Origin of the sequence: Methylobacterium sp., assembly GCF_019745455.1 — a bacterium.
Lineage (GTDB): Bacteria > Pseudomonadota > Alphaproteobacteria > Rhizobiales > Beijerinckiaceae > Methylobacterium.
Map to the genome: position 1 here is coordinate 17089 of NZ_JAIETD010000034.1, position 14128 is coordinate 31216.

The window sequence follows — 14128 nt, forward strand, 5'->3', positions numbered from 1 at the left end:
CCTGATGGCCTTCATCGAGACCGTCGAGACCAGCCGCTTCGGCCAGGACGCCCGCATTCCGCGGGACGACCGGCGGGCGCACGCCGAGGCCGGCCTGCAGCGGTTGGAGCAACTCGCGCATCTCATGGACGCGGCTTTCGTGATACCAGGCATCAACCGCCGGGTCGGCCTCGACGCGATCCTCGGCCTCGTGCCTGGCATCGGCGACCTCGCGGGCGTCTGTCTGTCGTCCTACATCGTCTACGAGGCCAAGCGCCTCGGCGCGCCACGTTGGCTCATCGCCCGGATGGCGATGAACGTTGCCTTCGACGGCGCAGTCGGCATCGTCCCGCTGGCCGGCGACCTGTTCGACGCAGCGTTCAAGGGCAACCTGCGCAACGTCCGGCTGCTGCGCCAATACCTCGAGCGTCATGCCGGAGTCAGGCCCAGTGTGATCGAGGGAACCGCGCGCCGCATCGACGGCTGAAGCCGCGGTTGCTAAGGCGGGGATGTGAACGAAACCGCGCGCATCCCCGATTCCGTAATCGTTCCTGCTGGGACGCGACGCGGACTGTCGCCGCTCAACCGACGCCGGCTTGCGAATTTTCGCGGCAATCGGCTGGGCTTCTGGTCGTTCGTGGTCTTCACGGCGCTGTTCGTGACCAGCCTATTCGCCGAGTTCATCGCCAACGATCGGCCCATCGTCGTCTCCTACAAGGGCGAGATCCTGTTTCCCGTCCTGATCGACTATCCGGACGAGAAGTTCGGAGGCTTCTATGCCCGTCCTGATTACCGCTCGGCAGAGACCCGCAGGGAGATTGCCGACAATGGCTGGGCGGTCTGGCCGCCGATCCCCTATTCCTACGACACCATCATCAACGGCCTGCCGACCCCATCGCCGTCGCCGCCGACCTGGATGCTCACCGACGACCAATGCCGTCCGGTCGCCGAGCGCATCGGCGGCAAAGGCTGCGGCGACATCGAATGGAACTGGCTCGGCACGGATAACACCGCTCGCGACGTCCTGGCGCGCATCATCTACGGCTTCCGGATCTCGGTGCTGTTCGGGTTGATCTTGGCAGCGATCTCCTCGGTGATCGGCGTGATCGCAGGTGCGATACAGGGTTATTTCGGCGGCTGGGTCGACCTGTCGCTGCAGCGCTTCATCGAGGTCTGGAGCGCAATCCCGACGCTCTACCTGATCATCATCATCTCGGCCTTCATCGAACCCGGCTTCTTCGTGCTGCTCGGCATCCTGCTGCTGTTTTCGTGGGTGGCACTTGTCGGCGTGGTTCGGGCGGAGTTTCTGCGGGCGCGCAATTTCGAGTACGTCCGGGCGGCGCGGGCGCTCGGCCTCTCCAACATCCGGATCATGAGCCGGCACCTCCTGCCGAACGCCATGGTGGCGACGCTGACCTTCCTGCCCTTCATCCTGAACGGCTCTATCTCCACGCTCACGTCGCTCGACTTCCTCGGGTTCGGACTGCCGCCTGGTTCCGCCTCCCTCGGAGAGCTGCTGGCGCAGGGCAAGGACAACATCCAGGCGCCCTGGCTCGGGCTGACCGGCTTCCTCGTGGTGGCGATGATGCTGAGCCTGCTCATCTTCGCCGGCGAGGCCGTGCGCGACGCCTTCGATCCCCGCAAGACATTCGCCTGATCCGGACGTGGCCGCCGATACGGGAAACGATCGCGTAAAATCCGCAGAGTCGCAGAAAGCTGCCGTTTTCGAGAGATCACGATAAAGTGTGTTAGGATTTTTTGTCAAAGGTCGTGGACCGCGCCGCCGCTGATGGGTCCCAGCCATGACGAAGCACATCCCGGGCCTCGCGAGTACGATCGAAGACCAGCGCCTCGCTGCCCTGAGGTCGTACCGGGTCGTCGATGCCGCGCGGATCGACGGGCTCGAGCGGATCGCTGCCCTGGCATGCGCGAGTCTTGACGTTTCGCGAGCTTGGTTCGCTTTCCTCGATGCCGATTCGTGCCGGCAGCTAGGTTGCGTCGGGAACGATCGGATCTCTATGCGGCAATCGACTTCGCCGTGTGAGGCCGTCCTTTCCGGAAGGGGAGCGTTCGTCATCCCCGACCTCGATGCCGACCCCTGGTTCACCAAGGTCCAGTTCCGCCCTGAATTGAGCGGTCTTCGGTTCCATGCCGGAGCCGCGCTGACCGCGGCGCGCGGCGATCGTATCGGTGTCCTCTGCATCGCAGACCCGACTCCGCGATCAACCTTCTCGGAGGGACAGTTGCGGCTCCTGGAGAGCTTCGCTGCCCTTGCGATGGAGCATCTCGAACTGCGCCGTGCAGGATTCGAAAGCGCCGCTTCGATGGGATTTGCGAAAGCGGCGGAGTATTCCTTCATCGCCGTCGACGGGAAGGGTGCCATTGCCTTCGTCAATCCGGCCGGCGAAGCGCTATTCGGATACTCGCCTGGAGAAATGATCGGCCAGGAGATCGACATCATCATACCCGAGCCGTTTCGGGAGGCGCACAAGGTTGGGCTGGCTCGCATCGCGGCAGGATGCCCGTCTAAGCTCGCCGGCCGAACCATGGAGCTGACGGCGCAGCACCGCGACGGCACGATCTTCCCCATCGAGTTCTCGATGTCGGTCTGGAACGACGCCGCCGGCATCGGTATCGGTGCCATCATCCGCGATATCAGCGAGTGGCGGGAACGCGACGCCCGCCTTGTGCAGATGGCTCATCAGGACAAGCTGACCAGCCTCGCCAGCCGAGCCTTCTTCGACGAGCAGTTGCAGGCAGCGCTGAGTGGAGGGCAATCCGCGACGGTTATCCTGCTCGACCTTGATGGTTTCGAAGAGGTCACAGACAGTCTCGGCAGCAGCACGGGTGAGGCGCTCTTGAAGGCGGTTGCGGTTCGGCTCCCAAGCTGCGTCGGCCCAGATACAGTCGTTGCCCGCTTCGGTGGCGATGAGTTCGGCCTCCTCTTGCGTGGGGCGGAAGATCCGATCGCGGCAGAACGCTGTGCGGCCGGGCTGTTGGAGAGTTTCCAGATGCCCTTTCAGGTCAGCGGGCATACCTTTCATGTCGGCTTGAGCATTGGTGCAGCGATCGGAACGGGAGCCGAGACGACAGGCGACGACCTTGTCGCGGATGCGGATCTCGCCCTCTATCAGGCACGCCGTGACGGACGGCGCTGCTTTCGTCTGTTCGACCCGACCATGCGTAGCGCCGTCGTCGCTCGCCGCGCCCTTCACGACGACATTACCCGTGGCCTCGAAGCGTCGGAGTTCGTCCTGCATTATCAACCGCAGGTCTCCCTCGAGTCCGGTCGGCTGATTGGTGTCGAGGCCCTGCTGCGCTGGCAGCACCCCCAGCGCGGTCTGTTGATGCCCGGCGTGTTCATCGATGCCGTCGAGGCACATCCCCTCGCCGTCTCGCTCGGACGCTGGATCGTGGCGGAGGCTTGTCGCCAGGCCGCGTTGTGGCGATCGCAGATGCTGCCGCCGATCCGTATCGGAGTGAACCTGTTCGGCTCGCACCTGAGGGACGGGACCCTGGCGCAGGAGGTCATGGCCGCCCTCTCTGAGCATCGCCTCGAACCGGGCACACTCGAGATCGAGGTCACCGAACGGATCGCGCTGCAGGCCGACGATTCCATCCTGGATCCGATCCGCGAACTGCACGGACACGGCGTCGCGATCGCCTTCGACGATTTCGGGACCGGCTACGCCTCGCTGAGTTCGCTCAAGCGATTTCCACTGACACGATTGAAGATCGACCGCAGCTTCGTACGGGACATCCTTACCGATCGTCACGACGCCGAGATCGTACGCGCCATCCTGGCCATGGCCGAGAGCTTCGGGCTCGACGTGATCGCCGAAGGGATCGAGACGCGAGAGCAGGAGGCGATCCTGCGCGAAATGGGGTGCCGCGAGGGTCAAGGATACCTCTACGGCAAGGCAATCGAACCAGACGCCGTGGCGCGCCTCGTCCGGCAGGGCCCGGTCACCGCCCTTCGAGAGAATGCCGCGTGACCGCCGTGCGTTGAGCGGAACGGCGGAGATCAGAGCGGGCGTGACGCCGGCCCGCCGATCAGCCAATCGCGGGCGCGCTGAAGCAGCGCAGGCCGAACACGGGCGACGTCCTCGCCATCGACGAGGGGCGACGATGCGAGGGCTGCGAGGTAGGCCTCTTCGCGGAGGCGGCAGGTCTTGAGCGTGATGTCTGCCGCCATGGCGCGACCCGTGAGGGCGGCCTGAAATGCGAAGGTGCGATGCAGGCACCCGCGCCATTCGGAATGGCGCTCGGCGACTTCGCCAGCCTGTGCCGCTCCGACGTACAGGCTCGCCACTGCGACGCTCGCAACCAGGAAGAGTCGTGGGCGGAAGATGATGCCGGTCCAGGCGCGCGTTGTCATGGGCTGCACCCCGTCGAAGGGGGCCAACATGGCAAGCGCAGACTAAAGATTTCCTTAATGTTAAGCTTCCGCCGTCGTCCCGTATCGGGACGATTTTCAGCGATTGGCGGTGGTCACCGGCGAGGCGGCACGGCCGAGAGAAACCCAGGCGACGGTGGACTGGCTCTCGCGCTTGATGAAGGTGTAGCCGGTCTGGCGCCACGGAAGGACGCTGCTCGTCTTGTTGTCGAGGATGATGTCGCCCCGATCCGTGATGAGAGTGAGCACCGCGTGGCCTTCGCCCTTCTCGTCGATGACGACGGTCATCCGCATCGCCCGGCGCGGCAGGCCGGCCTCGACCAGCATCTTGCGCTTGACGAGTTGGAAGTCCTCGCAATCGCCGGCGGCGTCCTCGGCGAGGTCCCAGCGATCCGGCACGCCCCAATGATCGAGGTCCGTGACGGCGCGCAGCGACTTGTTCACCTTGCGGTTCACGCTGACGATGGTGTTCCAAACCGCAGGGGTAAGGGTGATCGCCGCCGACTCACTGGTATTCACCGCACATTCCGACGGGTAGCCCAGGCAGAAGTCCGTCCAGGCGGAGATTGGCTTGGCTTCTCCCCCGGCGACGATCACGCTGGGAACCGAAGGAAGTGCCGCGAAAGTCTGGGCTGTCGCGGCCGGCGCGGAGGCAAGGACGGCGGCGAGCGGGAGACCGAAACCGAGGACGCGGCGAGCAGTCCTGACGAGACCGGACAAAGCCTCCTGACCCATCGAAATCGCGATCTGCATGACCACTGCCCGTCTCGTTAATCTGCCGTTAACGAACGGTCTCACGGCGAAGGTTCCACCGCAATCGCCAAGTTAACAAAAGGTTAACGCAGTGGATCGCATTGCGCAGATCGCCATCGGAGGCCCTGACTGGCCGATGGTGCGACGCGGTACCGATCTGAGAAGTCACCCCTTGCCGATCCGAACCCATCCACCACCTTGGCGGGTGAGGGGACGCCGATCGATGGAGAATCGCTCGTGATACGTAACGTCATCCCAATTGCGGCAGCCATGTTTCTCGGCGCCGTGCCGGTCGTCGCGCAGGACCGTCTCGTCATCGACAGGCGGTACGATGCCATTTTGGTTCACGGGAACTATTGCGGGCCGGGCAACCGCTCGCCGCTCAAGCCGGTGGATGCCTTGGATGTCGCCTGCATGCATCACGACAGCTGTTCGCCGCCGCGAGGCCAGATCGGCACCTGTGCCTGCAACGATCGGCTTAACCGCGAGGCGGCGCTCGTCGCGGACGATCCGTCGGAGCCGGCAACCACCCGCGATACTGCCGAGTTCATCGCGGGCGCCGCCCTGGCGTTGCCTTGCCTCTGACGGGTCGTCAGGCCTGCGGAAGGCCACGCGCGATGCCGAGGTTGGCGAGCCCTTCGTCGAGAAGGTCGCCAGCGATCGGACTGCCGAGGATGGAGCGGACGGCGCCCTCCCCGGCTGCCTCCCGCTCCCGGGCGAAGCGGACGGCCTCGTCCCATTCCTCGGGCTCCATGTCGCCGCGGCCGACATACAGAAGGGCGAGGAGCTCGGCCCGTTGGTCGTCGTTGAGGGCGCCGATCATGCTGCGCACCTCCTCCTCGGTCGCGTCGTCGGTTCCCGACATGAGTACGTCGGTTGCGCCGTCATCGATGGGGTTGGAGCCGGAATCGGGATCGGTCGGCCCCTCCTTCACGTCGACGGCCCGCAGGCGCAGGATGATTTCGGTGACCGTATCGACGGCGATATCCATGTGGACTGACCCTTTGGCGCGAGGCCACAACGGGCGGCCTCCTGAACAGCGACAACCCGGCGAGGCGCTCTCGGTTTCGCCGTGACGCGCTGGATCGCCGGGCTCGACGGATGCCGAGGTGGATGGGCCGCTGTGCTGCTCGACCTCGACGGGGGCGGCGGACACCGCAGCCTCAGTGTCGCTTCCGTGGCGGATCTCGTAGACAGCGGCGAAGCGCCCGTGATGATCGGGATCGACATACCAATCGGTCTGCCGGACCGGGTGAACGGAGGCGGCCGGACCGCCGACAGGGCCGCCCGCGCATATCTCGGGAAGGGCCGCTCCAGCGTCTTCCCGGTGCCGCCGCGGTCAGCGGTTTACGCAGCCGACTACGAGACCGCCAAGGCTCTCTGCCGCGCCCATAGCGATCCTCCCTTCGCGCCCTCGATCCAATGCTGGAACATCACCGGCGCCATCCGCGAGGTCGACGGATTGCTGCGGGCAAGGCCGGAACTCGCCTCGCGCCTGCGCGAGGTCCATCCCGAGGTCGCGTTCCGCCGCCTGAACCGGGACATGCCGCTCGTCGCGGGCAAGAAGGGACCGGAGAGGGCGGCCGGACTCGCCGAGCGCCGCCGGCTCCTCGTTGCGGCGGGCCTCCCATCGGCGCTCGTGCATTCCAACCCGCCGCGAGGCGTCGGCGCCGACGATCACCTCGACGCCATGGCGGCACTCGTCGTGGCTCGCGACATCGTCGAGGGAGGGGCCGTTCCGATGCCGGACCCGTCCGAGACCGACGGGCACGGCCTGCCGATCGTCATCTGGATGCCGGCTTCGCCTGGCCGGATGGCTGGCGGCGGCGGGATTCCTTGCTAAAGCGTGTGCATGACGGAAGCGCCCCATCGCGACATCGCCCGAGCCCTGGTCTTCGATCCGGCCGACCGCCTGTTGCTGATCGAGTACGAGGCCGTCCGCCCGTTCGATCCGGCAGATCCGTCGAGGCGCGGATTCTGGTTCATGCCGGGCGGCGGCCTGGAGCCCGGGGAGACGCATATCGAGGCCTGCCGACGCGAACTCGCCGAGGAGATCGGAGTCGCCGACCTGCCGATCGGCCCCTTCGTGGCGACCTGCGACGGCCCGTTCCATCTCTTCCGGACACCGCGGATCGCACATGAGCGCTACTTCGTCGTTCGGCTACCCGACGATCGCGTCGATACCAGCCTGCTCGCGGAGACCGAGGACAACCCGGTGCGGGGCGTGCGCTGGTGGACGCTCGACGCGCTCGATGCCAGTGCGGAGCGGATCGAGCCGCTCGGCCTGTCGGCTCTCGCCCGCAGGATCGTATCAGGCGACGTCCCGGACGAACCCGTGGCCTTGAACTGGCATCTCACCTGACACCGGCCGACCACCATCAAGGAGACGTAGCGCATGTTCCCCGAGGCACTCACCAGCGGATACCGTACCTTCCTCGACGAGCGCCTGCCGGGTGAGGTGAGGCGCTACGCCAAGCTCGCCGAGGGTCAGAGCCCGGAGATCCTGCTCATCGGCTGCTGCGACAGCCGGGTCTCGCCGGAGGTGATCTTCGATACGGGACCGGGTGAGCTCTTCGTCGTGCGCAACGTCGCCAACATCGTGCCTCCCTACGAGGAGGGCGGCGAGTATCACGGGACGTCAGCAGCCATCGAGTTCGCGGTCCAGTCGTTGGAGGTGAAGCACATCGTGGTGCTGGGCCACGCCACCTGCGGCGGTATCAAGGCCTATGCGTCGCAAGCCAAACCGCTCTCGTCGGGCAACTTCATCGGCAAGTGGGTGTCGCTCGTCGGCCCCGCGGCCGAGAAGGCCGACACCCAGAGCGGGCCCGACTACCTGACGCGCCTCGAATACGCGATGGTGGCGCAGAGCCTCGAAAACCTGATGACCTTCGGTTTCGTGAAGGAGAGGGTCGAGGCGGGCAAGCTCAAGCTGCACGGCGCGCATTTCGGCATCGCACGCGGCGAGCTCTTGATCCGCGATCCGCAGACGGGGGTCTTCGGACCGGCCGTTGACCAGCAGGGCGGCGCGGTGAGGCCGACATCATTGATCAACTGCACCGATAGCTGAGAGACGCGAATGGCGGGCCGCGCAAGGCCCGCCATTCGCTTTTTGGCCTAAGGCACCGCCAAGGTGCCCTAGGCCCATTCCGAAGGGGCGTCGCTCAGCGGGCGCCCGGCAGGCTCTGAGCCATGCGGTAATGGCTCTGCAGCACCGGCAGCGCCTGCTCGGCATGGGCGCGCAGCGCTGGGTTCGTGCCGGTCTGCGCGTAGGACTGATACATGCCGATCGTCATCTCATGCGACTGAACCTGCATCTGCCCGTAAAGACGGTCGAAGCGAGGGCCGGCCGGCGTGGCGGCCAGCTCGGACAGCATCTGCTGCTGCTGCGGGTTCGGCGGGACGATGGTGGTCCCGGCGGTCGTCTCGACATCGCCGTTGAATGCACGGCTTCCGGCCGCCGCCCCGCGGGCAGCACCGCTGCCGAGGCCCTCGACGGCGCCGACCGGACCGCCGCTGAGCGTTCCGCCGACGACACCTGCCGCAGCACCGGTGGCCGCGCCGACCGCGCCGCCCGCCACCGCGAGGGGCGCTTCGATCAAGCCTCCCGGACCGCCGCGGGACATCAGTTCACGCTCGCCGCCGGCCAGCGCGACGTTGGCGGCGCGGTGATCGCGGATGGCTTCGCGGGCGAAGCGCAGGACAGCAGGGTTGCGGCTCTTGTCGAGGGCGATCTGGCTGGACTGGATTTCGAAGGCGTTCGCCTGCATGGCGGCGAGGCGGAAGTCGCCCTGCATCGTCTGGGCGGCGGCGGGGGTCGAGATCGCGGCCACGACAGCGGCCAGTGCAGCGTAGTTCTTCATCATGAAAGTCCTCGGATCAGTGATCGCGGCGTGCCAAATCAACCCCAACCCATGAGGCCAGGCTGCAACCGCCACTATAGCCGGACAACGAGGGCGAGTTGCATCGGTTCCTTCACACAAATCAGTTATAAGCCGTGGCTTTATCCGATCTATAGCCAAGCTTTGTCGCCGACGGGCAAAAATGTCATGGATCTTGCGGCGTGAGACTTGGATCGATCCAGATCCTGCGGGCCGTCGCGGCGCTGATGGTGGTGATCCACCATGCCGAGGCCGAGGCGCTCATCCTCGCCGCGCGCCAGGGCAACGTTTTCGGATTTGCCGGCCTGATGCCGTGGCCGGCCGGCGTCGACGTGTTCTTCGTGATCTCGGGCTTCATCATCGTCCACGCGGCGAAACCCCTCTACGGCGTCGAGGGAAGCTGGAGGCGCTTTCTCGCCCACCGGGTCGCCCGCCTGGTGCCGCTCTACTGGCTGGCGAGCGCGGCCTATCTCGGCGTCGTCCTCGCCGCACCGGGGCTGGTCTCGAATGGCGGGCGTGGAGCGCCCGAGCCCGGCTTCGTCGCCGCATCCTTCCTGTTCTGGCCGGCACTCGATACGGAGGGCCGGGCGCAGCCGCTCTACTCGCTCGGCTGGACGCTTCAATGCGAGATGGCGTTCTACCTGCTCTTCGCGCTTGCTCTCGGCTGGGGACGCAGAGGCGCCTTCGCCTGGATCGCCGGAGCCCTGAGCCTGCTCGCGGCAATTCACGTCCTGGTGCCGGGGCTGCCGACGCCCCTCGCCTTCTGGTCCGCACCCATCATGATCGAATTCTCGCTCGGCGCCGCCATCGGCCTCGCACGCGCCGAGGGCCTGCGGCTGTCGCTCCTGCCGCGCCTTGGCCTGGCCCTTGCCGGACTGTCGCTGCTCGCCGTGGCCGACGAGCCCGATATCCTGACACGCCCCCTGGTCTTCGGGCTGCCGGCGATGCTCCTCGTGGCCGCGGCAGGGCTGGGCGCGCCCGATACCGCCGGCAGATCCGTCGCTCCTGTCCGCCGCGCCCTGATCCATCTCGGCGATGCGTCCTACGCCCTCTACCTCGTCCATCCCTTCGTGCTCCGCGCCTGCCGCCCGGCGATCGCCGCCCTCGCTCCTTCGACGCCGCCCTGGGCGGCGGCCCTCCTGATGATCGCGCTCGCGACCCTGGCCGCCCTTCCGATCCAGCGTTACGTCGAGCGGCCGATGACGCGCCGCGCCAGGGCTCTGCTCGATCCGAAGACCTCCGCCGCTCCGGAGCGCAAAAAAGCCGCGTGACGGAGCCCGGACCCGAGTTTCCTAGGGCTCGAATCGGCATTAGCCTCCGTGGGGACGGCCGTTCCCGCGGTTGAAGGTTGAAACGCCCATGAAGACCCTGCTCGTCCCGGTGGCCCTCCACGACGCCCTCGACTCGGTGTTTGAAACGACCCGCCTCGCGGCCGGGATGTTCGGCAGCCTGGTCGAGGGCGTATCCCTGCGCCCGGCCCTCGCGGAATATGTCCCCGTGGACATGGTCGGCGGCATGACGTGGCTGCGTGACGAGGAAGCCGACAAGGCAGAGGCCGATCAGGCGGGCCAACGCTTCGTCGCCTTCATGACGAGGGTCGGCCTACCCCTTGCCCAGGACGGTCCCTGCACGCCGCAATCGGTGGCGCAGGCCGGTGCGCGCTACCGCTGGCGGCCGGACGTTCCCGCCGGCGATGCCTTCCTCGGCCATTATGCGCGACTGTTCACGGCAACCATCGTCGGCCGTCCCGGTACCGACGACGGCAGCCCCCGCATGACGACCTTCGAAACGGCCTTGTTCGAATCTGGGCGCCCAATCCTCGTGGCGCCCCCAGCACCTCCGACGAGCCTCGGCCAGGCGGTCCTGATCGCCTGGAACGGATCGACCGAAACCGCCCGCGCTGTCGCATTCTCGATGCCGTTCTTGCGCAAGGCCACCCGCATTCGTGTCATCAGCGTCGAGGGCGGCACGGTGCCCGGTCCGAGCGCAGAGGATCTCGCGCGAGCGCTGGCCTGCGAGGGCATCGACGCGGATTACCGCGCACTCCCGGCCGGCCGCCGGACCCCTGGGGAGGTATTCCTCACTGAAGCGCAGGAGTTCGGCTGCGACCTTCTGATCAAGGGCGCCTACACCCAGAGCCGCCTGCGCCAAATGATCTTCGGCGGCCCCACGGCCCATCTCCTGGCCTCCGCCGAGATCCCGATGCTGATGGCCCATTGAGCGCTCGTGCCGAGTTCGAGGTAGCGCACAATTGACTTGCGCGCTCAGGCCATGAGGCAGACTCCGCCTCATCGGCTCCGATCGCACGGCAACTCAAGAGGATATTGCATGCAACGACAGATCCTGATCTGCGCCATGGCGCTCGGCCTCGCCGGCCCGGCCTGTGCCGACGGCCCCGTGACGCGGATCCGCGGTGCGATCACGGCCATCGACGGCGAGACCCTGACGATCAAGGGCGGCGCCAGCGAGCCCGTGACCGTCAGGCTCGGCGAGGGCGTGAAGGTTGCCAGCGCCAACAAGGCCGAGATCGCCGATATCAAGCCGGACAGCTATATCGGCACCGCCGCGACGCCGCAGGCAGACGGCTCCCTCCGGGCCCTCGAAGTCGCCGTCTTCGCTCCGAGCATGCGTGGCACCGGCGAGGGTCATTACCCCTGGGATCTCGAGCCCGAGAACACGATGACCAACGGTGCCGTCGGCACGCTGACGGGAACGACGAGCCGCACCATCACGGTGGGCTACAAGGGCGGCGAGAAGACCATTACGGTGCCGGAAGGCGCCCCGATCGTAGCTCTCGCACCCTCCGATCGGAGTATCGTCAAGACCGGTGCGCGCGTGGTCGCCGTCACCCGCAAGGATGCTGGCGGCAATGTCGTGGCGGAACGGCTCATAGTCGGGGAGAACGGCACCGTACCGCCCATGTGACGATTACTGCCGGTCAGCCCGTCGCCTCGTCGTCCGACAGATCGGAGTTTCCATGCTGAAGACCACCCTCTCCGTGCTGGCGCTGGCGTCTGGACTGGTCTCCGCTCGGGCGGACGACGTCGCGCGGTTCCGTGGGACGATCGAGGCGACCGACCGTACGACGCTGAAGGTCCGGCCGCAGACCGGAGAGCCGGTGGGTTTTGCCATTGCGGAGGGTGCGAAGATCTTCGCGGCGACCGACGGCAAGCTCACCGACATCAAGCCGGAGAGCTACATCGGCAGCGCCGCAATCCCGCAACCGGACGGCACGCTGAAGGCGGTGCAGGTCACGGTCTTCGCCTCAAGCCTGCGTGGAACCGCGCCGGGTCACAACTCATGGGATCTCGGCACCACCTCGACCGTGACGAATGGCGCCGTCAGCAGGCTTTCGGGCAGAAGCGGCCGGACGGTCACGGTGCAATACAAGGGCGGCGAAAAGACCATCGCGGTGCCGCCGGACGTGCCCGTCTCCCTGCTCGAACCCGGCGACAAGAGTTTGATCGTCAAGGGCGCCAAGGTCGTGGCGGTCACCAAGGCTGTCGCCGGCGGCAAGCGCGAGGCGGTGCTCATCATCGTCGGCCGCAACGGCACCACACCCTCGATGTGAGGGCCCCCGGGCGCAGCCCGTCGCGAAAGGTTCAGTCCTGCCCGTCGGCGTCAGCAATACCGACGCAGCGATAGGTGAAGCCGTGCCGCTCGGCCTCGGCCCGGCGATAGACGTTGCGTAGGTCGACGAGCACCGCGGCGTTCATCGACCCTCGCAGGCGGTCGAGATCGAGGGCCCGGAAGGCGTTCCATTCCGTGACGATGACGACGGCGTCGGCACCTTGCGCGCAGGCATAGGCATCCTCCGCATACGTCACGTCCGACAGGACGAGCCGCGCCTGATCCATCCCCTCAGGGTCGTAGGCGACGATCCGGGCTCCGCCATCCTGAAGGCCGGCGATGATCGAGAGCGAGGGGGCGTCGCGCATGTCGTCGGTGTTCGGCTTGAAGGTCAGGCCGAGGATCGCGACGGTCTTGCCCCTGACCGAGCCGCCGCAGGCCGCGATCACCTTCCTGGCCATGGCCCGTTTGCGGCTGTCGTTGACGGCCACAACCGTCTCGACGAGCCGCATCGGCGTGCCGGCATCCTGCGCCGTCTTGACCAAAGCCAGCGTGTCCTTGGGGAAGCACGAGCCGCCATAGCCGGGGCCGGCATGCAGGAACTTCGCCCCGATTCGGTTGTCGAGGCCGATGCCGCGGGCGACCTCCTGCACGTTCGCGCCCACCTGCTCGCACAGATCCGCGATCTCATTGATGAAAGTGATCTTGGTGGCGAGGAACGCATTGGCGGCGTATTTCGTCAGCTCGGCCGTGCGCCGGCCGGTGACGAGGATCGGGGCCTGGTTGAGGTAGAGCGGGCGGTAGACACGGCTCATGACTTCGGAGGCGCGCTCCTCCTCGGTGCCGATGACGATCCGGTCCGGCCGCTTGAAGTCCTCGATCGCCGCGCCTTCGCGCAGGAATTCCGGGTTGGAGACCACGGAGAATTCGGCATCGGGCCGGACCTCGCGGATGATGCGCTCGACCTCGTCGCCGGTGCCCACGGGAACCGTCGATTTGGTGACCACCACGGTGTAACCGGACAGCGACTCGGCGATCTCACGGGCCGCCGCGAAGACGTAGGACAGGTCGGCAAAGCCATCGCCGCGGCGGGACGGGGTGCCGACCGCGATGAACACCGCATCGGCCTGAGCGACCGCGGGCGCGAACTCCGTGGTGAAGCCGAGGCGCCCGCGCCGCACGTTCTCGGCGACGAGCGCTTCGAGACCCGGCTCGAAGATCGGCATCCGCCCGGCCTGCAGCGCCTCGATCTTGGACGGATCCTTGTCGACGCAGGTCACGTCATGCCCGAAATCGGCGAAGCAGGTGCCCGACACCAGGCCGACATAGCCCGAGCCGATCATCGTGATGCGCATTGTTCCCGACCTTCCCGCCTGAGCCGAACCGTCGCTTCGCAAGGCTCGGCGTCACCGGCGCCATCGCACGCCCGGGCAGCGGCCGAGCATGCCGCAGTTGAGAAAACCCGCGCCCTGATAGGGGTACCGCGTCGCCATGTCACCCGCCGCCCTGGGTAAAGGCATGGCTCGACGAGGGTCCTTCGGGGAGCAACCTT

At 66.7% G+C, this 14128-nt stretch carries 16 protein-coding genes; 11 read left to right on the forward strand and 5 right to left on the reverse strand.

From position 1 onward, the window contains the following. Positions 1–4 precede the first annotated feature (4 nt). From K2Y56_RS08305 to K2Y56_RS08315, 3 genes are all read left to right on the forward strand, one after another. A complete protein-coding gene (locus tag K2Y56_RS08305) occupies positions 5–466 on the forward strand; it encodes a DUF4112 domain-containing protein (protein ID WP_292506902.1) in 462 nt (153 codons plus the stop codon). Between the two features lie 24 nt (positions 467–490). After that, positions 491–1636, forward strand: a complete 1146-nt coding sequence (locus K2Y56_RS08310; protein ID WP_292506903.1) for an ABC transporter permease — start codon at positions 491–493, stop codon at positions 1634–1636. Positions 1637–1781: 145 nt separating this feature from the next. Further along, positions 1782–3974, forward strand: a complete 2193-nt coding sequence (locus tag K2Y56_RS08315) for an EAL domain-containing protein (protein WP_292506904.1) — start codon at positions 1782–1784, stop codon at positions 3972–3974. 29 nt (positions 3975–4003) lie between these two features. Here the strand turns inward: K2Y56_RS08315 and K2Y56_RS08320 are convergent, their stop codons facing one another. Further along, positions 4004–4357, reverse strand: a complete 354-nt coding sequence (locus K2Y56_RS08320; protein WP_292506905.1) for a hypothetical protein — start codon at positions 4355–4357, stop codon at positions 4004–4006. Between the two features lie 96 nt (positions 4358–4453). Continuing rightward, positions 4454–5128: a transglutaminase-like cysteine peptidase gene (locus tag K2Y56_RS08325; protein WP_292506906.1), complete on the reverse strand. Its 675-nt coding sequence runs from the start codon at positions 5126–5128 to the stop codon at positions 4454–4456. Positions 5129–5365: 237 nt separating this feature from the next. On the opposite strand from K2Y56_RS08325, the gene K2Y56_RS08330 reads away from it, so the two are divergent. Next, on the forward strand, positions 5366–5713 hold the full coding sequence (locus K2Y56_RS08330; RefSeq protein WP_366848481.1) for a hypothetical protein: 348 nt from the start codon (positions 5366–5368) through the stop codon (positions 5711–5713). 7 nt (positions 5714–5720) lie between these two features. Here K2Y56_RS08330 and K2Y56_RS08335 read toward each other — a convergent pair whose 3' ends face one another. Next, complete coding sequence (locus K2Y56_RS08335) at positions 5721–6119, reverse strand: DUF3775 domain-containing protein (protein WP_292506907.1); 399 nt, start codon at positions 6117–6119, stop codon at positions 5721–5723. An 81-nt stretch (positions 6120–6200) separates the two neighbouring features. Here K2Y56_RS08335 and K2Y56_RS08340 point away from each other — a divergent pair, with 81 nt between their 5' ends. The 3 genes from K2Y56_RS08340 to K2Y56_RS08350 are packed head-to-tail and all read left to right on the forward strand — an operon-like array spanning position 6201 to position 8195. Next, positions 6201–6971 (forward strand): DUF429 domain-containing protein, encoded by a 771-nt coding sequence (locus tag K2Y56_RS08340; protein ID WP_292506908.1) that lies wholly within the window; start codon positions 6201–6203, stop codon positions 6969–6971. A gap of 9 nt (positions 6972–6980) precedes the next feature. Next, on the forward strand, positions 6981–7490 hold the full coding sequence (locus K2Y56_RS08345) for an NUDIX domain-containing protein (protein WP_292506909.1): 510 nt from the start codon (positions 6981–6983) through the stop codon (positions 7488–7490). Positions 7491–7523: 33 nt separating this feature from the next. Further along, positions 7524–8195 (forward strand): carbonic anhydrase, encoded by a 672-nt coding sequence (locus tag K2Y56_RS08350; protein ID WP_292506910.1) that lies wholly within the window; start codon positions 7524–7526, stop codon positions 8193–8195. Positions 8196–8289: 94 nt separating this feature from the next. Here the strand turns inward: K2Y56_RS08350 and K2Y56_RS08355 are convergent, their stop codons facing one another. Next, positions 8290–8991: a DUF4142 domain-containing protein gene (locus K2Y56_RS08355; RefSeq protein ID WP_292506911.1), complete on the reverse strand. Its 702-nt coding sequence runs from the start codon at positions 8989–8991 to the stop codon at positions 8290–8292. A gap of 197 nt (positions 8992–9188) precedes the next feature. Here K2Y56_RS08355 and K2Y56_RS08360 point away from each other — a divergent pair, with 197 nt between their 5' ends. The 4 genes from K2Y56_RS08360 to K2Y56_RS08375 all read left to right on the forward strand — a co-directional run bounded on the left by K2Y56_RS08360 (position 9189) and on the right by K2Y56_RS08375 (position 12577). Then, a complete protein-coding gene (locus tag K2Y56_RS08360) occupies positions 9189–10277 on the forward strand; it encodes an acyltransferase (RefSeq protein WP_292506912.1) in 1089 nt (362 codons plus the stop codon). Positions 10278–10365: 88 nt separating this feature from the next. Further along, positions 10366–11226, forward strand: a complete 861-nt coding sequence (locus K2Y56_RS08365) for a universal stress protein (RefSeq protein ID WP_292506913.1) — start codon at positions 10366–10368, stop codon at positions 11224–11226. Positions 11227–11334: 108 nt separating this feature from the next. Continuing rightward, positions 11335–11931, forward strand: a complete 597-nt coding sequence (locus K2Y56_RS08370) for a hypothetical protein (protein ID WP_292506914.1) — start codon at positions 11335–11337, stop codon at positions 11929–11931. Between the two features lie 52 nt (positions 11932–11983). Then, positions 11984–12577 carry a hypothetical protein gene (locus tag K2Y56_RS08375; RefSeq protein ID WP_292506915.1) on the forward strand — a complete coding sequence of 198 codons (594 nt, stop codon included), beginning with the start codon at positions 11984–11986 and terminating at the stop codon, positions 12575–12577. A gap of 31 nt (positions 12578–12608) precedes the next feature. Here K2Y56_RS08375 and K2Y56_RS08380 read toward each other — a convergent pair whose 3' ends face one another. Next, positions 12609–13931 carry a UDP-glucose/GDP-mannose dehydrogenase family protein gene (locus tag K2Y56_RS08380; protein ID WP_292506916.1) on the reverse strand — a complete coding sequence of 441 codons (1323 nt, stop codon included), beginning with the start codon at positions 13929–13931 and terminating at the stop codon, positions 12609–12611. Positions 13932–14128 lie beyond the last annotated feature (197 nt).

Bases quoted from the DNA above. Each gene is read 5' to 3' on its own strand.
- K2Y56_RS08365 (WP_292506913.1), top strand. From the start codon at position 10,366: ATGAAGACCCTGCTCGTCCCGGTGGCCCTCCACGACGCCCTCGACTCG.
- K2Y56_RS08315 (WP_292506904.1), top strand. From the start codon at position 1,782: ATGACGAAGCACATCCCGGGCCTCGCGAGTACGATCGAAGACCAGCGC.
- K2Y56_RS08345 (WP_292506909.1), top strand. From the start codon at position 6,981: ATGACGGAAGCGCCCCATCGCGACATCGCCCGAGCCCTGGTCTTCGAT.
- K2Y56_RS08380 (WP_292506916.1), bottom strand. From the start codon at position 13,931: ATGCGCATCACGATGATCGGCTCGGGCTATGTCGGCCTGGTGTCGGGC.
- K2Y56_RS08370 (WP_292506914.1), top strand. From the start codon at position 11,335: ATGCAACGACAGATCCTGATCTGCGCCATGGCGCTCGGCCTCGCCGGC.
- K2Y56_RS08355 (WP_292506911.1), bottom strand. From the start codon at position 8,991: ATGATGAAGAACTACGCTGCACTGGCCGCTGTCGTGGCCGCGATCTCG.
- K2Y56_RS08325 (WP_292506906.1), bottom strand. From the start codon at position 5,128: ATGCAGATCGCGATTTCGATGGGTCAGGAGGCTTTGTCCGGTCTCGTC.
- K2Y56_RS08335 (WP_292506907.1), bottom strand. From the start codon at position 6,119: ATGGATATCGCCGTCGATACGGTCACCGAAATCATCCTGCGCCTGCGG.
- K2Y56_RS08320 (WP_292506905.1), bottom strand. From the start codon at position 4,357: ATGACAACGCGCGCCTGGACCGGCATCATCTTCCGCCCACGACTCTTC.
- K2Y56_RS08350 (WP_292506910.1), top strand. From the start codon at position 7,524: ATGTTCCCCGAGGCACTCACCAGCGGATACCGTACCTTCCTCGACGAG.
- K2Y56_RS08375 (WP_292506915.1), top strand. From the start codon at position 11,984: ATGCTGAAGACCACCCTCTCCGTGCTGGCGCTGGCGTCTGGACTGGTC.
- K2Y56_RS08305 (WP_292506902.1), top strand. From the start codon at position 5: ATGGCCTTCATCGAGACCGTCGAGACCAGCCGCTTCGGCCAGGACGCC.